This window comes from Micromonospora sp. NPDC047670 (genome assembly GCF_043204915.1).
Classification (GTDB): Bacteria; Actinomycetota; Actinomycetes; order Mycobacteriales; family Micromonosporaceae; genus Micromonospora.
The window spans coordinates 186262-210336 of the sequence record NZ_JBIDDA010000005.1 but is presented as its reverse complement, the minus strand read 5'-3'; the positions used below and the strand labels follow the sequence as shown (position 1 = coordinate 210336).

10 protein-coding genes are annotated in these 24075 nt (G+C 71.4%); 9 read left to right on the top strand and 1 reads right to left on the bottom strand.

What is annotated here, in order from left to right:
- The first annotated feature begins 159 nt into the window (after window positions 1-159).
- The 5 genes from ACGF7U_RS14625 to ACGF7U_RS14605 all read left to right on the top strand — a co-directional run bounded on the left by ACGF7U_RS14625 (window position 160) and on the right by ACGF7U_RS14605 (window position 3450).
- Window positions 160-1074, top strand: coding sequence for a pyridoxamine 5'-phosphate oxidase family protein (locus tag ACGF7U_RS14625; protein WP_393106594.1), 915 nt, complete (start codon window positions 160-162; stop codon window positions 1072-1074).
- On the top strand, window positions 1071-1265 hold the full coding sequence (locus tag ACGF7U_RS14620; protein WP_393106592.1) for a ferredoxin: 195 nt from the start codon (window positions 1071-1073) through the stop codon (window positions 1263-1265). The genes ACGF7U_RS14625 and ACGF7U_RS14620 overlap by 4 nt, the downstream gene beginning before the upstream one ends.
- On the top strand, window positions 1262-2479 hold the full coding sequence (locus tag ACGF7U_RS14615) for an NAD(P)/FAD-dependent oxidoreductase (RefSeq protein WP_393106590.1): 1218 nt from the start codon (window positions 1262-1264) through the stop codon (window positions 2477-2479). Before ACGF7U_RS14620 ends, ACGF7U_RS14615 begins: the two co-directional genes overlap by 4 nt.
- A gap of 9 nt (window positions 2480-2488) precedes the next feature.
- On the top strand, window positions 2489-2896 hold the full coding sequence (locus ACGF7U_RS14610; protein WP_393106588.1) for a nuclear transport factor 2 family protein: 408 nt from the start codon (window positions 2489-2491) through the stop codon (window positions 2894-2896).
- 107 nt (window positions 2897-3003) lie between these two features.
- The gene (locus ACGF7U_RS14605; RefSeq protein ID WP_393106586.1) at window positions 3004-3450 is read left to right on the top strand and encodes a hypothetical protein; all 447 of its coding nucleotides are present in this window, start codon (window positions 3004-3006) and stop codon (window positions 3448-3450) included.
- Window positions 3451-3853: 403 nt separating this feature from the next.
- On the opposite strand, the gene ACGF7U_RS14600 is transcribed toward ACGF7U_RS14605, so the two are convergent.
- Window positions 3854-6688 carry a BTAD domain-containing putative transcriptional regulator gene (locus ACGF7U_RS14600; RefSeq protein ID WP_393106584.1) on the bottom strand — a complete coding sequence of 945 codons (2835 nt, stop codon included), beginning with the start codon at window positions 6686-6688 and terminating at the stop codon, window positions 3854-3856.
- Between the two features lie 230 nt (window positions 6689-6918).
- Here ACGF7U_RS14600 and ACGF7U_RS14595 point away from each other — a divergent pair, with 230 nt between their 5' ends.
- From ACGF7U_RS14595 to ACGF7U_RS14580, 4 genes are all read left to right on the top strand, one after another.
- Window positions 6919-7899, top strand: a complete 981-nt coding sequence (locus ACGF7U_RS14595; protein WP_393106582.1) for a BTAD domain-containing putative transcriptional regulator — start codon at window positions 6919-6921, stop codon at window positions 7897-7899.
- A gap of 148 nt (window positions 7900-8047) precedes the next feature.
- Window positions 8048-13816, top strand: a complete 5769-nt coding sequence (locus tag ACGF7U_RS14590; RefSeq protein ID WP_393106579.1) for an RHS repeat-associated core domain-containing protein — start codon at window positions 8048-8050, stop codon at window positions 13814-13816.
- Window positions 13817-14046: 230 nt separating this feature from the next.
- Window positions 14047-19416: an RHS repeat-associated core domain-containing protein gene (locus ACGF7U_RS14585; RefSeq protein WP_393106577.1), complete on the top strand. Its 5370-nt coding sequence runs from the start codon at window positions 14047-14049 to the stop codon at window positions 19414-19416.
- Between the two features lie 124 nt (window positions 19417-19540).
- Window positions 19541-23731 carry a LamG-like jellyroll fold domain-containing protein gene (locus ACGF7U_RS14580; protein ID WP_393106574.1) on the top strand — a complete coding sequence of 1397 codons (4191 nt, stop codon included), beginning with the start codon at window positions 19541-19543 and terminating at the stop codon, window positions 23729-23731.
- Window positions 23732-24075 lie beyond the last annotated feature (344 nt).

Sequence of the window (24075 nt, the reverse complement as noted above, 5' to 3'; positions counted from 1 at the left end):
GGGGGGCCCCCCGGCCCCCGGCCGCCCCCCCGCCGCCCCCGCCGGCGGGGGGGGCCCCCCGGGGGGGGGGGGGCGGGGCGGGGGGGGGGGCGGGCCGGGGGGGGGGGGGCCCCCCCCACCACCGCTGCCAGTGTCGACAGCGCCCGGAAGGAGGCGGTGATGGTCCAGTACCACCCCGGGGAACTCGCCGCGCAGCGGCGGGCCGGAGTTGCCGAGCAGGCCGAGTATTCGCGCCTCGCGATCGGCACGACGCTCCCACCGCCGGCGATGCGGTTCCTGACCGAGCAGCCCATGATCGTCATCGGTGGGGCCGACGACGACGGCCGCATGTGGGCGAGCCTGCTCACCGGGCCGCCCGGGTTCATCAGCGCCCCCGACGAGCGGACCATCGACGTCGACACGCGCCCGGTGCCCGGTGACCCGCTCGCCCCGGTGCTCGCCCGGCCGGCCCAGGTGGGCACGATCGCGATCGAGGCCGGTACGCGACGCCGGATGCGGCTCAACGGCGTCAGCCACCCCAGGCCCGGCGGGCTCCGGGTCACCGCCGAGCAGGTGTACGCGAACTGCCCCAAGTACATCCAGCAGCGGACCCCGCACCGCGTCGCCGAAGCCCGCCCGGCCGCCCCACCGGTCGTCGGTGCGACGCTCACCCCCACCCAGCAGCAGACCGTCCGGCGGGCCGACACCTTCTTCGTGGCCACCCGGTCCGCGGCCGGCGCGTGCGACGCCTCGCATCGGGGCGGCAACCCCGGCTTCGTGCGGGTCCTCTCGCCCGCCCGGCTGCGCTGGCCCGACTACATCGGCAACGCGATGCTGATGACGCTCGGCAACCTGCAACAGGACCCGGCCGCGGGTCTGCTACTGGTCGACTGGTCCACCGGCACCACACTGCACCTCACCGGGACCGCCGAGGTCGACTGGGAACCGGCCGTCGCCATGCCCGGCGCGCAGCGGGCGGTCGACTTCCACCTCGAACGCGTCGTCCAGATCGACCACGCCAGCCCGCTCGTCTGGAGCGCGCCGACCTACTCACGCTTCAACCCCACCCTCGACCCGGAGACGGACCAGCCATGACCGTGACCGTCGACCTCGACCTGTGCCAGAACCACGGGCAGTGCGTGTACGCCGCGCCCGAGATGTTCGCGTTCGACGAGGACGAAGTCCTGACCTACCAACCGGAGCCTCCGGAGTCGCGGCTCGACGAGGTGCGCGCCGCCGTGGCCGCCTGCCCTGTCCGCGCCATCCGCCTGGTGGGCGGGCCGTGAGAGCCCTGCGCCGGGTCGTGGTGGTCGGCGCCTCACTGGCCGGGCTGCGCGCCGCCGAGGCGCTGCGCCGGTCCGGCCACGCGGGTGAACTCGTGCTGCTCGGCGACGAGCCGCACCTGCCGTACGACCGGCCGCCGCTAACCAAGCAGATCCTCAGCGACGGGTGGCGACCCGAGCGGACCGCCCTGCCCGTCCCCGCGTGGCTCGACGTCACCTGGCGGCTGGGCGTGGCCGCCGGCGGACTCGACGTCGCAGCCCGCGCGGTGCGCCTCACCGACGGCACCCGGCTCGACTACGACGGGGCGGTGCTCGCCACCGGCGCCCGCGCCCGGCCCTGGCCGAGCCCCACCCCGGCGGGCGTGCACACCATCCGAGGGCTCGACGACGCGACCGCAGTGGCCGAGGCCCTGCCCCGCGCCGGTCGGCTGCTTGTCGTCGGCGCCGGCTTTCTCGGTGGGGAGGTGGCCTCGGCGGCCCGCGCCCTCGGCGTCGCGGTAACCCTCGTCGAGCCCCGAGCGCTGCCACTGCTCGCGCCCACCGGCCCGCACGTCGGGCGGTTCGTGGCCAGCCTGCACCAGGCCAACGGCGTCGACCTGCGACCCGGCGTCGGGATCCGAGGCTTCGCCGCCGACGGCCGCGGCGAGCTGACCGGAGCCGAGCTGACCGACGGCACCCGGGTCGAGGCCGATTTGGCGGTCCTCGCGCTCGGGGCCGAGCCGAACGTCGAATGGCTCGCCAGCGCCGGCCTGCTCGTCGACGCGGGACTCGTCTGCGACGAGAACTGCCGGCCGCTGCGGGCCGACGGCCAGCCCGCGCCAGACCTGGTGGCAGCCGGGGACCTCACCCGGTGGCCGCACCCGCTGGCCGGCGACGAACTGGTCTCGCTCGGGCACTGGAGCAACGCCGTCGAGCAGGCCCACGCCGCGGCGCAGACCCTGCTGCGGCCCGAGGAGGCGGTCGCCTACCGGCCGGTGCCGTCGTTCTGGTCGGACCTGTACGGGGTGCGGATGCGCGCGGTGGGGCTGCCGCACCTCGCCGACACCAGCGAGGTGGTCGAGCACGACGGCACGAAACGCCGCCTCGTCGTCACGTACCACCGCGACGGCCAACTCGTCGGCGCGCTGGCGGCCAACCGCACCAGCCGGCTCGCCCCCTACCAGACGGAGATCCAGCGTCGTCTCACCGACCCGCGACCCCTTTCCCTGCCCGCCTGAGGAGCACCGATGAGCACACCCATCATCCCTCCGTTCACCGCCGAGACCGCCACCGAGAAGGTGCGGATCGCGCAGAACCTGTGGAACACCCGCGACCCGGAGCGGGTGGCCCGCGCGTACACCCCCGACAGCCGCTGGCGTAACCGCGACGAGTTCCTCAGCGGACGCGACGAGATCGTCCGCTTCCTCACCCGCAAGTGGCAGCGCGAGCGCGACTACCGACTGGTGAAGCACCTCTGGGCATGGACGGGCGACCGCATCGCGGTGCGCTTCGAGTACGAGAGCCGCGACGCGGACGGGCAGTGGTGGCGCAGCCACGGCAACGAGCTGTGGCAGTTCGCCCCGGACGGGCTGATGGCGGTCCGCGACGCGAGCATCAACGACTACCGCATCGAGCCGTCGGAGCGGCGCCTCTGATATCGCGGCGGGTCACCGGTGGCGGGAGGTCACGTCCAGCCGCGCTCGTAAGCCCGCCAGCCCAACATCCGCGACCGCGAGTTGGTCAGCTCCTTGAACTGCTGAACGTGTCGGCCGCGCTGAACCAGACCGTCCGGGCCGACACCGCCAGCATCGTGCTCGGCCGGTGCCGGCCGGGGTCCGGGCCGCGTCGGGCGTGCCCCACCACAACACCGGCCGGCAGGCGGTCACCTCGACCTGGCCGTGACGCCGTCGATGCCGGCGCGACCGGCCGCGCCGCCGCGCTGACCGTCACGCCGGCCCGGCTGACCATCCCCGCCGGTGGGCGGGCGACCGCGCCCGTACGGCTGGACACTGCGGCGACCGCGCCGAACCAGTACACCGGGGTCCGCACGGCGACCGGTGCGGAGCAGCCGCTGCGGATCCCGGTGGGACTCGGCGTGACCCCGCCGGTGCACACCCTCACGCCCGGGGTGAGCGACCCGGACGGCCAGCCGGCGACCGGCCAGCGACCGCGCGAACGGTTGGCGGCCGGGAAGGTGAGCTCAGCCTGACCGCCGCGGTGACCAGTCCCTACCACCCGACCTGCTGCTGACCGAACCGGACCGCCTCCCGGCCGACCTGCACCACACCCCGGAGAGTTGGCGCTGGCCACCGTGGAGAGCGAGTTCGACCAGCACGCGCCGCGGATGTGGGCGCTGGGCTCCCGGGGCGGGTACCCGGACGGGGTGACCGTCGCGTGCGGTTTCAACCGGTCCCTCGCCGCCGCACGGCTCTCCACGGCTGGCGGTGCCGGGCGCCCCCGCCCTCCGTCGCCCGGCACCGCCCGGCGTCCCGGTCCGGCGTGAGCGGGCAACCGGCGCGCCCTGCCGGCGCCGGCGCGGCCCCGTGGCGCGGCCGCCGCCCAGCTGCGGTGCGCCGACCATGTCGATCTCGTCGCCGCCGGTGTGCCAGCGCCTACGCCCGGGAACCGCCGGCCAGCACGAGCACCTCGGCGCACTCGGCGACGAGCTCGGACCCCAGTCGCGTTCCGCTGAACGCCGCGTTCAGCGCGACGGCCTCAGCGACGCAGCCGCGTGCCTCGTCCCCAGAACCGGACAGTGCCCAAGCCCGGGCCAGCCGGGCCAGGGCCCAGGCCTCGCCGAGTCGGTAGTCGACCCGGCGGGCGCACTCGAGCCCTCGGGTGAACGCCGTGACGCCCTGCTGGAAGCGGCCGAGGGAGAGGTAGATCTGGCCGAGCTCTCCCAGCGCTCCATACGTGAACAGGTCGTCGCCGACCTCGTCGAACCAGGCCAGCGACCGCTCCAGGAGCCCGATCGCCTCCTCCGGGTGGCCCAACCGGAACCGGGCCTGGCCGAGGCTCATCAGGGCGAATGCCTGGCCGACCGCGGCGTCGATGTCGCGAGCCACCTCGAACTGCCGCTCGATGAACCCGACCGCCTTGACCGGGTCGCCGCGGAGCAACTGGAGTTGACCGAGATTGCCGAGCGCGCGTTGCTCGCCGAAGCGATCTCCGAACTGCTGACAGAGGGACAACTCGACCGTTGTGTGGGAGATGGCGGCGTCAATGCGCCTGAGCACCTTGAGCGCGCCGGCGAAGGTGCCGTGGGCGTACGCCTCCAACCGGCGGTCGCCCAGCCGCGCTGTGACGCCGACGATCTGCTCACCGAGGTCGACATGGTCGTCGATGTAACCGCCGTGTGCGAAGAACCAGTGCAGAGCCAGGGTGAGGGCGACACCGAGACCGGCGTGTTCGGCGGCCCCGGGTAGCGCCTGCCGGATCACCGCCACCATGTTCGGACGTTCCTGCTCCAGCCACCGGTACGCGTCGTCCCGGCCGGCCAACTCAGCTGCCACGCCGTCGGCCTTCGGGAGCGGGTAGTGCGCGCGATGCGGGTAGACCAGCCGATTCGCGTGCTGGACCGTGGCGAGATAGAAGCCGAGCACCCGGGTCAGAGCCGCGCCCGTCTCCTCGACCGGGAACTGCGCGGCCGCCAGTTCGCGGGCGAACAGTTGGACCAGGTCGTGCATCTGGTAGCGGCCAGGCTTGGTTTCCTCCACCAGGTGCGCCTCCAACAGGCGCTCGATCACCAGGTCGGCGGCCGCCTGGGCGGTATTGAGCAACGCCGCTACCAGCCTCAGGTCGAACTCGGCCACTCGCAATACACCGAGCAGGCCGAACGCCCGTGCCGTCGCGCCGCCTCCGGGGCCCCCGCCATCCCGCAGGGCGGCGTAGCTGACGCTGAAGCTGCTGCGAACGGCCAGGTCGCCCGCGGCGAGTTCGGTGAGGCGGTGCCGCTCGTCCGCGAGGCGCTCGACCAGGTGCTCGACGGACCAGGCCGGCCGGGTCCGGAGGCGGGAGGCTGCCAGATGCAGCCCGAGCGGCAGGTGACCGCAAAGCTCCGCAAGGCGTCGGATGGCCCGGTCGTCGCCCGGCCGAGCGTCTACGATCAGCCGCTCGAGCATCTCGTACGACTCGTATGGACTGAGCGGAGCGAGGTGCAGGTGGGCGGTGCCGTCGAGAGCTGCCAGGTTGGCTCGGCTGGTGACCAGTACGACGCTGCCGACGCCTGCCGGCAGGAGTGGGCGGATCTGGCCTGCGGTGGCGGCGTTGTCGAGCAGGACCATCATCTGCCGATCGGCGACCAGCGTGCGGAACAACCCGGCCGCCTCCTCGACGTCGCGCGGTACGTCGGCCGCGCTCACCCCGAGCGCACGGAGGAAGCGGCCGAGGGCTTCCACCGCGGGAAGCGAATCGACTCCGGGGCTGGCGCCACGAAGGTTCACATACAGCTGCCCGTCCGGGAACCGGTCGAGCCAGAGGTTTCCCGCGTGGGTGGCGAGCGCCGACTTGCCCACGCCGGGCGCGCCGTGGATGACGACAACCTGACTCCCGCGACCGGCCCGCTGCTCGTCGAGCAGCTTCCGCAGCCTGGACAGTTCGTCGTCGCGCCCCACGAATGTCGACACGGCGCGGGGGAGCTGACGTGGTCTGGGGCCGCGAGCGACCGGGAGGGTGTAGACGCGGGCCGTGGCGGGACCGCTCAGCGCCGGGTCGCCGTTCAGGATCTGCCGGTGCAACTGCTGCAACTCCGGTCCCGGGTCGGCGCCCAGCACCTCGGCCAGGCTGCGCCGCGTCCGCTCATAGCGGTCGAGGGCGTCGGCCGGCCGGCCGTGGCGACACAACGCCACCATGAGCTGCGCCACCAGCCGTTCGCGTAGCGGATGTGCGGTGACGAGTTCGGACAATTCCCTGATGACCGCCGTGTCGTCACCGGAGTCCATCGCGGTGTCGAACTGTTCCTCCGCGGCGGCGAGCCGCAACTCGGTCAACCAGTTGGCGGCAGCCGCTACGCTGGCGGTCCTCGGCACGTCTGCGAACGGTTCCCCCCGCCACTGCTGGTGCGCCTCGCGGAAGAGTTCGACGCAACGGCGCGGCTCACCGGCGTCGCGGGCGGCGCGAGCGGCGGCGGTGAGCCTCTCGAACCGGTGGCGATCCAGCTCGTGCTCGGCAACCCGTAGCAAATAGCCCGGCTTGTGAGTGACCAGCAGACCGGCCCCGGCTGGTCCGGACGGGCCCCGCCGCAGTGCCTGGCGCAACCGGGACAGATACCCCCGAACCAGCGCCCGGGCGTCCGCAGGCGGCCGGTCCGGCCACAACTCGTCAACGAACTGCTCCACGCTGACCACGCTTCCGGGCCGCACCAGGAGGATCGCGCAGACGGTCCGGACGCGGGGCGTGCCAAGGGCCAGCAGTTGGGGCCCGTCCTGAATTTCCAGGGGGCCCAGCACTCGAAACTCCACCGACTTCCCCCCGCACGGCTCGTTCCAAGACCGACTCTCACCCGGCAGCCGTCATGATCGTCTCTCGGCCGACACCGCGGACCTCGCGCGTCCACGTTCCAGCGACGTTTCGACCACACCGTGGCGCTAAGTTACCGCACGGGTGGCCGGCGTGACGTTGGCCGAGTCGTCGATCAGACGATGCCGAGTGACACGGCGGACACGGGGGGCGGCCTTTTATGGAACAGTTGGCAGTGAACGTGCTGGGCCCCATGGAGGTGCGGCGGCGAGGCGTTCTGGTGCCCATTCCCAGCGGGAAGGCACGCACGCTGCTGGCGATGCTGCTGGTCGATCGAGACCGCATGCTACGGCGGGCAGCGGCCTACGCCGAACTGTGGGGTGACTCCGTGCCCGTCTCGGCCGCCTCGAACTTCCGCAGTTACCTGGCCGAGCTGCGGCTGTGGGCGACGGGCCTGGGCGGCCACCTGTTCCAGGGACGCCACGGCTGGTCGCTGACCATCAGCGGCAGCGTCGATGCTCTGCAGTTTCAGAGCATGATCGACGAGGGTCGAGCCGCTCGGCGCCGGGGCGACCGAAACTCGGCGATCGGCCTCTTCGCCGGCGCGGTGTGCCTGTACCGCGATTCCCCGATGGCCGACGTGTCGCAAGGGCCTGCCTTGTTCGGGTACGCGCAGGCGTTGCTCGTCCAGTGGCAGTCCGCCGTGGAGGACTACGCCGAACTGCTGATCGAGGCCGGCGAACCTGGCCGGGCGCGCCTGCTGTTGCACGATTTCCTCAGCCGTCAGCCGTACCGCGAGCGCGCCTGGGGGCATCTCATGGTCGCCTGCAGCAGCAGCGGCGACGTCGCGGCCGCCGTCGACGCGTTCCGGCGCGCCTGCGGGTATCTGGCCAACGACCTCAACGCCCGGCCGAGTCCGCTGCTGACGTCGCTGCACGAGGCCATCCTGCGCGGCGACCCACAGGTACGGCTCCGGTCCGAGCCGGCACCGCGGCCCGAGCGCGGCCGATGCCGCGACGGCGCTGCCCTGTGCGCTGGAAAGTGCGTACAGGTGTGCGGGACGGAAAGACCGTACCCGCATGACAAAACGTGCAACGAGGTGGCGTGCGGTGGTGGCGTCGACGACGGCCATTGTGCTGGCGGCGACGCTGCTGATCGCTACGCCGACGCAGGCCAAACCAGACGGTCCCAGTCGCCCTGACCGGGCCAAGCCGGTCTCGGTACCGGGCAGCAACAGCATCCCACCCGTCCCGCCCAAGCCCGGCACCGAGGAGGCGGCCTTCCTCCGCGCGTCACCGGACACGAACGGGCAGGCCGCGGTCGCCGCCCCCGCCGGAGTACGAGCGGAGGTGCTCGACCGAAACGCCGCCACGCGTGCCGGGGTCAAGGGACTGCTGCTGCGGGTCTCCAGCGACGAGGCCAGGGCGGCGTCCGTGAACATCGACTACCGGGCGGTGCGGCACCGCTACGGCGGCGACTGGGCCTCGCGCCTGCAGGTCGTACGGGTGCACGACGGGAAGGTGTTCCCGGGCCACAACGATCTGAAGAACGGCAAGCTGCGGGTCGAGCTGCCGGTGCCGGCCAGGAAGCCGCTGCCGAGCGGACTGCGCGCCGACAACGATCCGAGTCTTGCCGAAGGCGCCCTGTTCGCGGTCACCGCCGCATCCAGCGGCCCCAACGGCAGCCTTCAACCCACCACCCTGGCACCGTCGCTGACCTGGCAGGTCGGGTTGAACTCCGGTGACTTCGGCTGGTCGTACCCGATGAGCGTGCCCGACCTGCCCGGGCTGTCTCCCGATGTGGGCCTGACCTACTCCTCCGGCAGCGTCGACGGGCGGATAGCCGCGACCAACAACCAACCATCGATCGTCGGCGAGGGATTCGACTCCCAGGCAGGATTCATCGAGCGCTCCTACCAGTCCTGCAAGGATGACGGGCACACCACTTCCCAGGAGTTGTGTTTCGCCTCCCAGAACGCGACAGTCGCGCTGCCCGGCATGAACGGTTCCCTGGTACGCGACGACGCGACCGGCGTGTGGCGCTCGGAGGAGGACAGCGGCTGGCGCGTCGAGTTCCTCACCGGGGCGACCAACGGCGACAACGACGGCGAACACTGGCGGCTGACGTCACCGGACGGCACGCAGTACTATTTCGGCCGCTCGGCCGCGGCGAAGTCGACGTGGACCGTGCCGGTCTTCGGCGACGACGCCGGGGAGCCGTGCCACCAGGCCACGTTCGGCAACGCGTGGTGTGTCCAGGCGTACCGATGGAATCTGGACTACGTCGTGGACACCCACGGGGACGCGATGGCCTACTACTACGACATCGAGACGAACTACTACAGCCGAGCGCAGTACGTGCGGGCCGGCCAGCTCAACCGGATCGAGTATGGTTTCCGCGACGGATCGGCCGCTCCCGCGGCGGGCCGGGTCCTTTTCACCACCGCTCCGCGATGCATCCCCGGGACGGTGTGCGATCCCGCCAGCCATCCACAGAACTTCCCCGACGTCCCGTTGGACCAGCAGTGCACGAGCACCACGTGTGACATCGCGGCCCCGACGTTCTGGACGACGAGGCGGCTGGCGGAGATCAGGACGCAGGTCCACCACAACTCCGCCTACCGGGACGTGGCGTCCTGGACACTGAACCATCAGTTCCCGTCGAACGGCGACGGCACCGATCCGGGGCTGTGGCTCGAGTCGATAGTCCACACCGGGCACGTCGGTGCGACGGTGAGCGTGCCGGCGGTGCGGTTCGACGGTGAACTGCTCGACAACCGTGTCGATGGCCTCGACATGCAGCGCCCGTTCGCCAAGTGGCGGCTCAAGGCCGTCACCAACGAGACGGGTGGCCGGATCGAGGCCACCTACGCGAGGCAGGAGTGCAGCCGGTCGAGCCTGCCCACGCCGGACGGCAACACGAAGTCGTGCTTCCCCGGCTACTGGATGATGGGCGGCTCCACCGAGCCGACGCTCGACTGGTTCCACAAGAACCGTGTAACGAGGATCGTGGAGCGGGACATGACCGGCAGCGGCAACGCCGCGGAGGTCACCGAGTACGAGTACCTCGGCGGCGCCGGTTGGACCTACGACACGGGCGAGCTGCTTCCGGCCCGGTTCAAGTCGTGGGGGCAGTTCCGCGGGTACCAGCGCACCCGGGTCAAGTACGGCGACCCGCTGGCCGGCCCGCAGCGGGTCGAGGAGCACCTGTTCCTGCGCGGCATGGACGACGACCTGCTGTCCGACGGCTCGCGGCGCGACGTGTGGGTTGGTGACTCCCAGGGCGGCACGATCGAGGACAAGCCGGTGCGGCGCGGCTTTACCCGTGAGATGACCGTCTTCAACGGTGCGGAGTGGCTCAGCAGGACCATCTCGGAACCGGTGGAGATCCGCAGGACGGCCAGCCGCAACCGGCCCGTCGGGCCGCTGGAGGCGTATCTCACCGAGGAACGGTCCGAGCGGGAGTACACCCGGCACGAGGGCGGCGTCTGGGTCACCGAGACCGTCTACTCCTACGACGACCACGGTCGGGTCGTCGAGACGAACGACCGGGGCGACCTGTCCACCCCCGCCGACGACACGTGCGCCCGGACCTCGTACACGCAGAACCTCGCATCCTGGATCGTCGACACCCTGGCCAGGATCGAGACGGTCGGCGTGGGCTGCGACGTCGCGCCGACCGGCGCCGACCTGATCGCCGATCAACGGCACTACTACGACGGGGCGACCAGCATCACCGCCACCCCGGTCAAGGGCGACTTGACCAGAGCGGAGGAGGTTGCCGAACCTGGCCGCTACGTGTCGATGGGATCCGCCCGGTACGACACGCACGGTCGACTGGTCGAGTCGACGGACCCGTCGGGCGACCGGAACACGGTGGTCTACACGCCGGAGACGGGCGGCCCGGTGACGACGGTCGCGACGACCGATGCTCTCGGCCACACCAACACCACCTCAGTCGATCCGCTGCTGGGCACTGCCCTGTCGGTGGTGGACGCCAACGGGGTGCGCACCGACATGACCTACGACGCGCTGGGCCGGACCACCGCGGGCTGGGCTCCTGGGCGCAACAAGGCGGCCGGACAGTCGCCCTCGGCGACCTTCGCCTACCTGGTACGTGGCGACGCGCCGTCAGCCGTCACCAGCCGGAGCCTGCTGTCCAACGGCTCCTACCAGGTCAGCCACGAGCTCTTCGACGGATTCCTGCGGACCCGCCAGACGCAGAGCCCGTCGCCGGTCGGTGGACGGATCATCACGGACACGTTCCACGACAGCCACGGCAGGATCCACAAGACCACCGACGACTACTGGAACGGGGACGCCGCTCCGGCGACGACGTTGTTCAAGGTGCCGGACGCCGCTGTGACGGCACAGACGCGGATGATCTTCGACCCCGCCGGACGCGTCACGGACGAAATCCTTTTGTCGTACGGCGCGGAGAAGTGGCGTACCAGGACGCTGTACGGCCCGAACTGGACGGCGGTCGACCCGCCGGCGGGTGGCACGCCGACCATGGAGGTCTTCGACCTCGAGGGCCGCACCGTGGAGCTGCGCCAGTTCCACGGCCAGTCACCGACGGGCACCTACGACGCGACGAAGTACACCTACAACACGGGTGGCCAGCGGACGAGCGTTACCGACGCGGCGGGCAACGTCTGGCGCTCCCACTACGACCTGCGTGGCCGGGTGATCCGCGACGAGGATCCCGACACGGGGGCCACCACCTACACGTACGACGACGAGGACCAGCAGCTTTCCAGCACCGACTCGCGTGGCATCACGCTGACCAGCACCTACGACGCGCTGGGCCGCAAGACCGGCCACTTCAAGGGGCAGACGAAACTCGCGGAGTGGACGTACGACACCCTGCCCAACGGCAAGGGACTGCCGGTGGCGTCGAAGCGCTACGTCGACGGCAACGTCTACTCCAGCGAGGTGACCGGCTACCAGCAGGGCACCGGCCTGTCGTCGGGCTCGAAGGTGACCATTCCGGCCTCGGAGGGAAGCCTCGCCGGCACCTACCTGACCAGCCTGACCTACGACGCGTTCGGTCGGATCATCACCACCGGACTGCCGTCCGCCCCGGGCCTGCCCAACGAGACCCTCACCCAGAGGTACGACGAGTTCGACCAACCAAAGGCCATGTCGGGCCTCGACCGCTACGTCGACGACACGTGGTACGACGAGTTCGGCCGGGTCGTCGGAACGGCGCACGGCGCCCCCGGGCGTCAGGTCTGGTCCGGGATCGGTTTCGACCCGGTGACCGGACGGCTCGAAACTGCCGCGACGGATCGGGAAGTCGAGGACAGCCCTGGTGTCTCGGCGGTGACCTACACCTACGACGCCGTTGGCAACGTGCTGTCGAGCTCGGACGCGGTGTCCGGCGACCACCAGTGCTTCGGATACGACTACCTCACCCGGCTGACCGAGGCATGGACCCCGGCGTCCGGGAAGTGCGGCGACACCCGATCCGCCACCGCGCTGGGCGGCCCCGCACCCTACTGGCACTCGTTCGGCTACGACAAGACCGGCAACCGGCTGTCGGAGGTCCGCCACGCGGCGGGTGGCGACACCACCCGGGCGTACAGCTACCCGAGCGCTGGGTCGGCGCAGCCGCACACCCTCAAGTCGGTGACCACCACCGGCCCCGGCGAGTCCAAGACCGACACCTACACCCACGACAAGGCCGGCAACATGCTGACGCGGCAGGGCCAGGACCTGAACTGGGACGCCGAGGGCCAGTTGCAGAGCATCGGCGACACCTCGTTCCTCTACGACGCCGACGGCAACCGGCTGATCCGCCGCGATCCGTCCGGCACCACCCTCTACCTGGGTGGGCTGGAGATCCATCGCAGCACGGCCGGGACCACGACCTCGACCCGCTACTACGGCAACTTCGCCGTCCGCACCTCGGCCGGACTGAACTGGCTGGTCTCCGACCACCAGGGCACCGCCAACATCACCATCAGAGCATCGGACCTGGCGGTGACCCGGCGGTACCAGACCCCGTTCGGGCAGTCGCGCGGCGCCACGGTGAGCTGGCCGTCGGAGCGCAGCTTCGTGGGTGGGACCAAGGACCCGTCCACCGGGCTCGTCCACCTCGGCGCGCGGGAGTACGACCCGGACATCGGCCGCTTCATCTCGATCGACCCCATCATCGACGACGCCGACCCGCAGCAGATGAACGGGTACGCGTACGCCAACAACTCGCCGGTCACCTTCTCCGACCCGGACGGCCTGAAGTACAAGTGCTCCAACCCGAGACAGTGTGACGGCAGCGACGCGAAGCAGCGGGCGGACGCCGCCAAGCGCAAGGCGGCGGCGGCCAGGGCGGCCCAGGAACGGGCCCGCCAGGAGCGCATCCGGGCACGCAACCAGGCGGCGGCGGCCCGGGCCGCGGCCAAGCAGGCCCGGCAGGATGCGGCGCGGCAGCGCGCCGAGGAGCGCAGGAAGGAGCGGATCCGCGCCAAGAACCAGGCGGCGGCGGCCAAGGCGGCGGCGAAGGCGGCCCGGGACAAGGCGAAGAAGGAACGGGCGGCGCAGCGGAAGCGCGACGCCGCGTTGGCGAAGTGTGGCGGGAGCGTCCGCGCCTGCCAGAAGAAGGACGAAGAGCGCTACACGAAGAAGGTCTGCCACAACAAGGCCTCCTGCGAGCACTACGAGCGCCGCTTCGTCAGGCCCGCCGATAAGAAGCCCGTCGCGCAGAAGTGCGGCGGACGTTACGGCTGTACGTCCATGGGGCCTGCCAAGAAACCGCTCAAGCAGGCGGCAGGATCATCCTGCCGTGGGTTCGCTCTGGACTGCTGGAAGGCGGATAACGACAAGGTCATCCGAAACGTCTCCAAGGGTGCGGTGATGGTCGGAGGCGCCGCGGCCGGAGCGGTCGCCTGCGGGACGGTTGTCCTGTGCGCTGCGGGCATCGGCGCGGTCGCCGGCGCCCTCAGTTACGCGATTACCGCCGATGAGCAGGAGTGGGACAACGGCGACTTCATGACCGAAGTCCTCGGCGGCGCCTTCGGCGGAGTAGCCGGTAATCGCTTGGCTCCGAAGCCCCCTGCGAAGCCGCGCATCCGTGGCAACTGGGAAAACGGCGAGTTGAAGGGGTATCTGGTCGACTAGCCATCCTCACGGACGGCGTGCTCCACGCCGCTTGGGTCAGGTCGATGTGCGGTTCGATATGCACCTCGCGGTAACGCTGTGGCCGGCTCCGCTTGTCAGCGGGGCCGGCTACTCGTTGCTGGAGGCTGGTTGTGCGACGTTTCGGCTTGATCTTGCTCTGCGCTCTGTCGCTCGTGGCGCAGCCCTTTCCCGCGCAGGCCGCCCCGGTCGGGCCGGGCGAACGGCCCAAGTTGAGCAGCAGACCCGGCCCGGGCGTGGCCGCCCGGGCGCCGATGGACGATCCCGCGAGCAGGAGCGCGTGGCGTAAGGCGCCCGAGGTCGCGTGGCCCGCGCCCGGCACGGCCGAGGTGAAGGCCGCGGCCCGCGACGGCGAGAAGCTCGACGCGGAGGCGCCGAAGCTGACGCGTGCGGGGGCGTTGCCGATCTGGCTCGGGCAGCCGGCGACCGTGCGGTTGTTGCGGTCCGGCAGGGACTCCGGCCTGGTCTTCAGCGTGACCGGGGCGCGCGGGCGGGCGCCGATCGAGGTGGACTACACGGGCTTCCGGTACGCGTTCGGCGGCGACTACGGGGCCCGGCTCAAGCTGGTGCGCCTCGACGGCCAGCCCCTCAAGAGCCGCAACGAACCGGCCCGGGGCAGGGTCACGACGACGGGCGGGGACGGGGTCTACGCGCTGGCCGCCACGTCGGACAGCAGCGCGGGCAGCTACCAGGCGACGAGCCTTTCGCCCTCGGCGACCTGGCAGACGGGCCTCGGCTCCGGAGACTTCAGCTGGTCCTACCCGATCGCGGCGCCCCAGATGCCGGGCCCGGTGCCGGATCTCAGCCTCTCCTACAACTCGGGCACCGTCGACGGGCGCATCGGGTCGACCAACAACCAGCCGTCGGTGCTCGGTGAGGGGTTCGCCCTGCGTACCGGCTTCATCGAACGGTCCTACCAGGGGTGCGACGAGGACGGCCAGGCGGGTGTCGCGGACCTGTGCTACCTGTCGCCCAATGCCATCGCGGTGCTGCCGGACCTGACCAGCGAGCTGGTGCGCGACGAGGCGTCCGGCACGTGGGCGGCGCAGCGTGAGAGCGGGTGGCGCATCGAGCAGCTCTTCGGCGCCGCCAACGGGGACAACGACGGTGAGCACTGGCGCCTGACCTCGCCCGGCGGCGTGCAGTACTTCTTCGGCAGCAGCGTGTCGGCCGGCTCGGCGTGGACGGTGCCGGTCTACGGCGACGACGGCGGCGAACCCTGCCACCAGTCGACGTTCGCAGGGTCGTGGTGCCAGCAGGGGTACCGGTGGATGCTCGACAAGGTCGTCGACCCGCGCGGCAACGTCATGACGTACCGCTACGAGAAGGAGATGAACAACTACCGCCGGGGCGGTGTGGTCACCCCGTACGTGCGCAGCGGCCACCTGACCGGTGTCGAGTACGGCGGGGGCGCGGCCCGGGTGACGTTCACCCTGGCCGGGCGGTGCCTGCCCGGCTCGACCTGCTCCAGCAGCGAGCCGGCCAACTTCCCCGACGTCCCCTACGACCAGGAGTGCGGCGCCACCAGCTGCGCCTACCCCGCGCCGACGTTCTGGTCGACCAGACGTCTTGCCAAGATCACGACGCAGGTCGACAGCGGCGGCGGCTTCCGCGACGTCGACTCGTGGACCTTCACCCATTCGTTCCCACAGACCGGTGGCGGCGGCGAGGACGCGACACCCGCGCTCTGGCTGGAGTCGGTCACCCGCACCGGACACGTCGGCGGCACCGTCACGCTCCCGCCGGTCAGGTTCGCCGGGACGATGCGCCCGAACCGGCTCGACGCGATCGACGGGCGCGTGCCGCTGAACAAGTACCGGATCCACGGCATCATCAACGAGACCGGGGGACAGCTAAAGATCAACTATTCGGTCGTCGACTGCGTCGCGGGTGGCACACCCGCTCCCGACAGCAACGTGCGCAAGTGTTACCCCGCGCTCTGGAACCCGGGTGGTACCGGAGCCGTCCAGGACTGGTTCCACAAGTACGTCGTCAACGAGGTGGTCGAGGAGGATCTGGTCGCCGGGCGCGCGGCGAAGGTCACGCGGTACGAGTATCTCGACCCCGGGACGGCGCTGTGGAGCCACGACGACTCCGAAATCCTGCCCGCTGCCCGACAGTCGTGGGGGCAGTGGCGCGGGTACCAGCGGGTGCGGGTGCGCACCGGCGCCTCCTCGGTGACCGAACACCTTTTCCTCCGCGGGTTGTACGACGACAAGAAGGCTGACGGAAGCAAGCGGCTGGTCACCGTGGACGGCGTCGACGACCGGGCGGCGTTCGGCGGCATGATGAGGCAGACCACCGTCTTCGACGGGGCCGACGTGGTCAGCCGAACCATCTCCGAGCCGCTGCTGATCGGCACCACGGCGAGGCGGGTACGCGCCTCCGGCACGCTGGAGGCCACCCTGGCCGACGAGGTGTCGCTCCGCACGGTCACCACTGTGGCGGGCGGGGGAGTGCGCACCGTGGAGAAGCGCTTCGGCTACGACGGGCGGGGCCGTCTGGCGCACACCAGCGACCTCGGCGACACCTCGACCGCAGCCGACGACAGCTGTGTGCGCAACACCTACACCGAGAACGCGGCCGCCTGGATCATCGACACCATCGGCCGGGTGGAGACGCTGGACGCCGCGTGCGACGCGACCGGCACGACGTTGACCGACGTCAGGAACACCTACAACGACACCGGTGACCTCACCAAGGTCGAGGAGTGGAACGGTACGGCTCTCGTCACCGCCTCCCGCACCGTGCCCGACCGGTACGGCCGCCCCCTGGAACGGTACGACGCGCTGGGGCACGTCACCCGCACCGCCTACACCCCCGCCACCGGAGGCCCGGTGACCCGGACGCTGGTGACCAATCCGCTGGGCCACACCGTGACCACCGACTTCGAGCCGCTGCGGGGCAGCGTCTCCGCCACCTCGGACGCCAACGGCAACGTCACCCACAGCGGATACGACCCACTGGGTCGGCTGACCGCCGTCTGGCGGCCGGGACGGGCCACCACGGCGACCCCGAACGTGCGGTACGAATACCTGGTTCGGGCGGACGGGCCGGCCGTGGTGACCACCCGCCCGTTGATCGGCCCGGTCAGCCGCGAGCTGTATGACGGCGTGCTGCGCCCGGCGCAGACCCAGACCGCCTCACCGAGCGGTGGCCGCATCGTCAGCGACACCGTCTACGACAGCGCCGGCCGGATCGTCCGCGACATCGACGCGCACTGGGACGCCGGGGCGCCGGCGACGAGCATGCTGGCCCTGCCCAGCACTCCCGATCGGGAAACCCGTTACACCTACGACGGGGCGGACCGGATCACCGCCGAGGCCCTGTACTCCGGCGGGACGCAGCAGTGGCGTACGACGACCGCCCACCGGGGCGACCGGGTGGACGTCGACCCGCCGCAGGGCGGAACGGCGACGACGGCCGTGCTCGACGGGCACGGCCGGACCGTGGAGCTGCGGCAGTACGGCGGCGACGCGCCGACCGGAGCGTACGACGCCACCCGGTACACGTACACCAAGCTCGGACTGCTCGAAACGATCACCGATCCGGCGGGCAACGTGCGCCGCAACACCTACGACCCGCGCGGTCGGCAGGTCAAGGCCGAGGCGCCGGACACCGGGACCGTCGTGATGGGCTATGACGACGCGGGCCGGCTCATCGCCCGCACGGACGCGCGGGGCCGGACCCTGAGCTACGGCTACGACGACCTGGACCGGCGGACGACCGTACGCGAGGGTGGCACCACGCTCGCCGACTGGGTCTACGACACCGCGCCCGGCGGCAAGGGGCTGCTCGCCTCGTCGACGCGGTACTCCGGCGGCGGCGCGTACGTCTCGGCGATCAGCGGCTACGACGAGCGTGGGCGTCGCACAGGCACCGCGGTGACCATTCCGGCCACCGAGACGGGCCTGGCCGGCACCTACACCACCGCGTTCACCTACCACGAGGACGACCAGCCCGCCACGACCACGCTACCGGCGGTCGGCGGCCTGGCGCAGGAGACCCTGACCCACGGCTACGACACGTTGGGCAACCCCGACACACTGACCGGGCTCGGGTCCTACGTCGCCGACACGACCTACGACGAACTCGGGGCGCTCTACTCGCGCTCGTCCGGCCCCGTCGGGCGGCAGGTGCACCGCTACTACAGCTGGGACCCGGCCACGCGACGGCTGGCGTACGCGGCGGCGTACCGCGACGTGGATGCGGCGCCGACGCTGGCCGACCGCGCCTACACCTACGACGCCACCGGCAACGTCACCTCGATCACGGACAGCCGGGACGACACCGTCGACCGTCAGTGCTTCCGGTATGACCACCTGCAACGGCTTGTGCAGGCGTGGACCCCGACCGGTGGATGCGCCGCGTCGCCGACGACCGGCGCTCTCGGCGGCCCCGCCCCGTACTGGCACGACTACAGCTACGACCGGATCGGGAACCGGCTCGGCGAGGTGTGGCACACGGCGGCGGGCGACACCGCCCGGACGTACACCTACCAGGCCACCCAGCCGCACCTGGTCCGCTCGGTGACCACCAACGGGACCACGACCGAGAGCTACGGCTACGACGCCTCCGGCAACACCACCTCTCGACAGGGGGCCGCCCTCACCTGGGACGCCGAGGGCCGCCTGACCGCCGCCGGCGCCGAGTCGAACGTTTACGACGCCGACGGTGAGCGGCTCGTCCGGCGCGACGCGGCGGGCAGCACCCTCTACCTCGGGCACACGGAGGTGCGGCGGTCCGCGTCCGGGTCGGTCACCGCGACCCGCTACTACCGGCAGGCCGACAGCGTCGTCGCGGTACGCACACCGGCACGGCTGAGCTGGCTGGTCGACGACCACCAGGGCACGGCCGGCGTCGCGGTCGCCGACCAGCCCGGCCAGCCCACCGTCCGCCGCCATCAGCTACCGTTCGGCGCCGCCCGGGGCGCCGCGCCCGGCTGGTGGGACGGCGAACGGGGATTTGTCGGCGGCACCACGGGGCCGGCTGGGCTGGTCCACCTGGGCGCGCGCCAACACGACCCCGCGATCGGCCGGTTCGTTTCCGCCGACCCCGTCGTGGACACCACCGATCCGCAGCAGATGCACGGCTACTCCTACGCCAACGGCAGCCCGGTGACCATGTCCGACCCGGACGGGCTCAAGCCGAAGAAGGTGCCGTCGCCCCTGACCAGAATCATCCACCAGATGTTCGACCGGCTGTACGAGCGGGCGATGGGCACACTCCGGCAGCTGCCCGTCGCCGACGACGCCTACCTGTGCCCGGACTGCGAGTACTGGGGTGCCACCGTCTGGGACGACTCGTACTACGACTTCGACGACTACGCCGAACCGCAGGTGCAGTACGTCTACCAGCAGGTCGGGTGCGGTGGCTGGGGCGGCCAGTGCGTGACGACGCGGCCGTACGAGTGGGCGCCCGACCACAGCGCCGCGGTCAGGGTGGCGCCGCGTATCCCGACCACGGTGATGGGCGAGGCGGTTCTGCCGCCGTCGTCGTACGGCGTCCTGCTTCCGGCAAGGAGCACATCGCGGTCGTCGTCGCCGGTCATCGGATCGTCGTCGCCGGTTCGGCTGTGGTAGGCGGCGCGCGATGAGATTCGGTGTAGCCGCGGCGCTGTGTCTTGCCGTCACCGCGGGTGGGCTTGCCATCGCTGGTCCCGGCGGTGTCGCGCCCGCCGGGCCCCCTTCTGCCCGCGAGCCGGTCGTGGGCCGGGAGGCGGGTCCGCTCGGGGAGACGGAGGGTCTGGCCGCCGCCCGCCGCACCGGCCGCCCGGTCGAGGTGACCGCGCTGACCAGCCCGACCAGGCAGGTCTTCGCGCGTCCCGACGGCACCATGTACGCCGAGGTGAAGGCCAGCCCGGTGCGGGTCAGGCGGGGTGGCGGGTGGACACCGGTCGACACCACCCTGGTGCGGCAGGCGGGCGGATCCGTCACGCCGAAGGCGTCCACCGCGGACGTACGCTTCTCCGGCGGTGGCGACGGCCCGTTCGCCACACTCACCGACGGGGACCGGCGGGTCGAGCTGAGCTGGCCCGGCCGGCTGCCGGAGCCGCAGCTGGCCGGCGACTCCGCGACCTACCGGGCGGTGCTGCCCGGCGTCGACCTCGTCGCGACCGCCACGCCCACCGGGTTCACGGAGAAGCTGGTGGTGCACACGCCCGAAGCCGCCCGGCACCCGGCCGTGTCCCGGATCCGGTTCGGGCTGCGAACCGAGAACTGGACACTGACCGGCGACCGGCTACCCGCCTTCATGCGGGACTCGTCGCCGACAGCCGCTAGGCGCCCCATGAAGGTGGAGGTCGGGCCGGACAGCCTGACGGTCGTGCCGGATCCGGCGGTGCTGTCCGACCCGGACCTGGTCTATCCGCTGCACCTCGACCCCGAGGTGCAGACGCCCCGTCCGCACTGGACGATGGTGTGGTCGGCGCTGCCCGACCAGAGCTACTACGACACCTCATGGCACGCGCAGGTTGGGGTCGACCCGGCCGACCCCGCCGGTGGCCGGTGGCGCTCCTACTTCCAACTCGACACGTCGTTCGCCGCCGGAAAGCACATCATCGGCGCGACGTTCCGGGCCACGCTGCTGTACTCGTACAACTGCACCGCCGAACCGGTGTACCTGTGGCACACGGGCACGATCGGCCCCGACACCACCTGGAACAACCCGCCGGGCAAGATCGCGCAGGTGGGTGCCCCGGTCACCACCATCAGGGCCGGCCACGAGGCCTGCCCCGGGGAGCCGCTGGCCGAGTTCGACGCCACCTCGCTGATCACCTCGGCCGCCGCGCAGTCGTGGCAGCACGTCACCCTGGCGCTCGCGGCCGACGAGACCGAGACCGAGGGCGTGGGCGGCAAGCTCTTCGAGAACGACGCCCGTTCCGCCTCCAAGGTGCCCGGCATCGGCGTGGTGTACAACTCGATTCCGGCGGCACCCGTCGTCCGGCAGACCACGACCATGCCGGGATGCGCGGGCGCGCCGGCGCAATGGGTCACCACGCTGACGCCTGAGCTGGCGGTGAGCGTCGACGATGCCGACCCCGACGACCGTCACGGCATCGACTTCGAGATCCGCGCAGCCGGTGGGCAGTCGCCGCTGCACACCCCGACCAGATCCGTGCCGGGAACACACCTGTACGAGGTGCCCGAGGGAGTACTGACCGACGGTGGCCGGTACGAGTGGCGAGCGCGGGCGAGCGACGGCGTCGACACCGGACCGTACGGCCCGTGGTGCCCCTTCACGGTGGACGTCACCGGCCCGACCACGACACCCACCGTCACGTCACCGCACTTCATCCAGGTCAGGTTCGGGCAGGTCCAGTACGGCATCCGGGTGGACCAGGTCGGCCAGTTCACGTTCGGCGCCGGTGGTGACCCGGACGTGGCCGGGTACGACTACGAGATCCGGGCCCCCGGCCAGCCACCGGAACGCGGGCGGATCGTCGCTCCCTCACCGGGCGCCGCCGCCTCGCTGTCGTACCGGCCGCTGGCCGGCGGGATCGCGCCGTTCGAGATCTGGGTGTGGTGCGTGGACGCCGCCGGCCACCGCGGCCCGGGTGCCCCGCGATACCAGTTCCGCGTCGCGCGGCTCCCTTCCGTGGTCGACCTGCAGTTCATCGAGGGACAGGGAAGCAGTGTGAAGGACGTGGCGGCGGGCGGTGCCGACGGCTCGCTCGCCCTCACGCCGGGCGTTTCCTGGGTAGAGGGCCAGGCTGGCTGGGGCGTACGCCTGGCCGGCGACGCTGGCGGCGTTGCCGCGCACAGTGCGGTCGACACGGCGCAGAGTTTCACCGTCATGGCCTGGGTGCGGCTGCTCGCCGAGGAAGCCGACAACGATTCGGCGCTCAACATCGTGGGCCATGCCGGCAACGGGTTCGCGCTGCGGTACCAGAAGCTCGGCAAACGCTGGCAGTTCGCCCTGCGGGCGGGGGAGACAGCCGGTGCGCCGGAGGTCGTCGCGGCCTCCGGAACCCTCGGGCAGGTCGGCGTGTGGACCCACCTGGCAGGGGTGCACGACCAGGCCGCCGGTCAGATCCGCCTGTACGTCAACGGCAGGCTCAGCGGCACCGCGCCGTTCACCACCCCGTGGACCGCGACCGGCCCGCTGCGGATCGGGCCGTTGCAGGACAGCCCGACGTGGACCGGCGACCTGGACGGGATAAGCGTGTTCGACACGGCCTTGTCGGAGGCGAAGATCCGCGACGACATGGGCCTGCTGACGTCGCCCGGCAGCGAGGGGCACTGGCGGTTCGACGAGAGCAGCGGCGTCGCCGCGGCCGACAGCTCAGGGAACGGACACACCGCGGTGCTGTACGCCCAGGAGTCGTGGACGGGTGCGCGGCACGGCGGCGGGGTTCGGTTCGACGGTGGCTGGGCGCACACCGACCGTCCGGTGGTCGAGCCCGACGCCAGCTACACGGTCGGTGCCTGGGTCAAGCTCGATCGGCTGCCCGGACAGGACCAGTACATCGCCGTCAGCCAGGACGGGCGCTGGGACAGCCGGTTCAAGCTCGGCGTCTCCCGTGGGTGGGACATGCCCAACGGCTGGGTGTTCGCGGCGAACGCCGCAGACACCCGCGACGACGACGTCGCCGGCAGCCAGCCCACCTGGGTGCAGAGCGACATCAAGGAACAGGTCGGCGTGTGGACCCATCTGACCGGAATCTACGACGCGACCGTGGGCGAGATCCGGTTGTACGTCAACGGCCGTCTCAGCGGGCGGGCACCGTTCGTGAACTCCCAACCCGCGGTCAGCTCGCTGGTGTTCGGCCGCTGGCAGGACGAGGGATTCCGGGTCGGCGGCTGGCCGGGGACAGTCGACGACGTCCACGTGGCGCAGCGGGCACTGACCACCTCGGAGATCGCGGCGTGGATGGACTGGCCCAAGTGGGGGCCCAACGCGAGATGGACGTTCGACGAGGGTAGCGGCATGCTCGCGGCCGATGCGAGCGAGAACGACCACACACTGACCCTGGCCGAACGGACGAGTTGGGTCAGCGTCCCGGCCGGCAAGGCGCTGCGCCTGGACGGGCAGACCAGCCCAGACTGGGCCTTCGACGGCGCGCACGGCCGCACCGGCGGGCCGGTCGTGACCGCGGGAAGCAGTTTCACGATCGCGGGTTGGGGGCGGTTGGACAACCTGAACGCCCCTGCCGCGCTGCTGAGCCAGGACGGGGTCCACGACAGCGGCTTCAGCCTGCTCTACGACAAGAGCGCGAACGCGTGGTCGTTCCGCATGGCCAAGCAGGACAGCCTCACGAGCGACGAGTACGCCGTAGCCCGTGGTGGCACGCCCCAGCCGGGCGTGTGGACCCACCTGGCCGGGGTGTACGACCACTCCGCCGGCAGCCTCAAGCTCTATGTCAACGGGTCCCTGAGGGCGACCACCAGCTACCGGGCGACGTGGTTCGCCGACCGGTCGTTCGTCGTCGGCCGCGAGCTCGGCACCGGCTACGGGTGGCCGCTCGCCTGGTGGAAGGGGGAGGTCGACGATCTGCACGTGCTGGACCACGCGGCGACTGCCACCGAGATCGGGCAGATCAAGGGGACCCCGCCGGTGCCGCCGCCGACACCGGTGGTGAGCGCGTCGGGCTTCTGCCAGGCGGCCGGATACTTCGGCGGGTGGGCCGTCAACGTGAGCGGCAGCATCGGCGACACGACGCTGGACATCAGCAGGGCGTGGGTGTCATATACCGCCAGCGGCGTCGATCCCGACTACGGATCGCCGACGGGCACCGTGTCCCTGGGCATGAGTGGACGCTCGTTCACCGGCAGCTTCCCCAGCAGGTCGGGGTTGGAGTTCGTTGGCGGCACCGGTGTCAGTTGGACCGTGACGGTCACCTTGAGTGACGGCAAGTCCTACAGCAGGACCGGCTATACCAGCCGGTGCGCGTGGTAAGCCTGCCGCGCGGCACGTGGCAGGGCGCGGAGCCGGCCCGCTCCGCGCCCTGCCCTCGCTGCCACCCGTGGTCGGCGGCGGTGCGGCGGGAGCCGTGCTCACCGCCGCCGTACGCCGGTCATCCCAGCGTTCGGCGGCTGCCGCCGGTTCCGCCGTCCCAGCGCCCCGACGCCGGACGAGGGCCGTCGGTGACGTTTCGGGCTGGCCGCGACGGCTCGTTTATGCAGGTGGGCGGCTTGCCGCGGGCCGGGCTCGGCGATGATCGGTTCACAGGATGAATTTTGTTACATCAATGTGTTGATCAAAATATGCGTGACCTGCGAAGACGCGGTGAGGTTCATGAT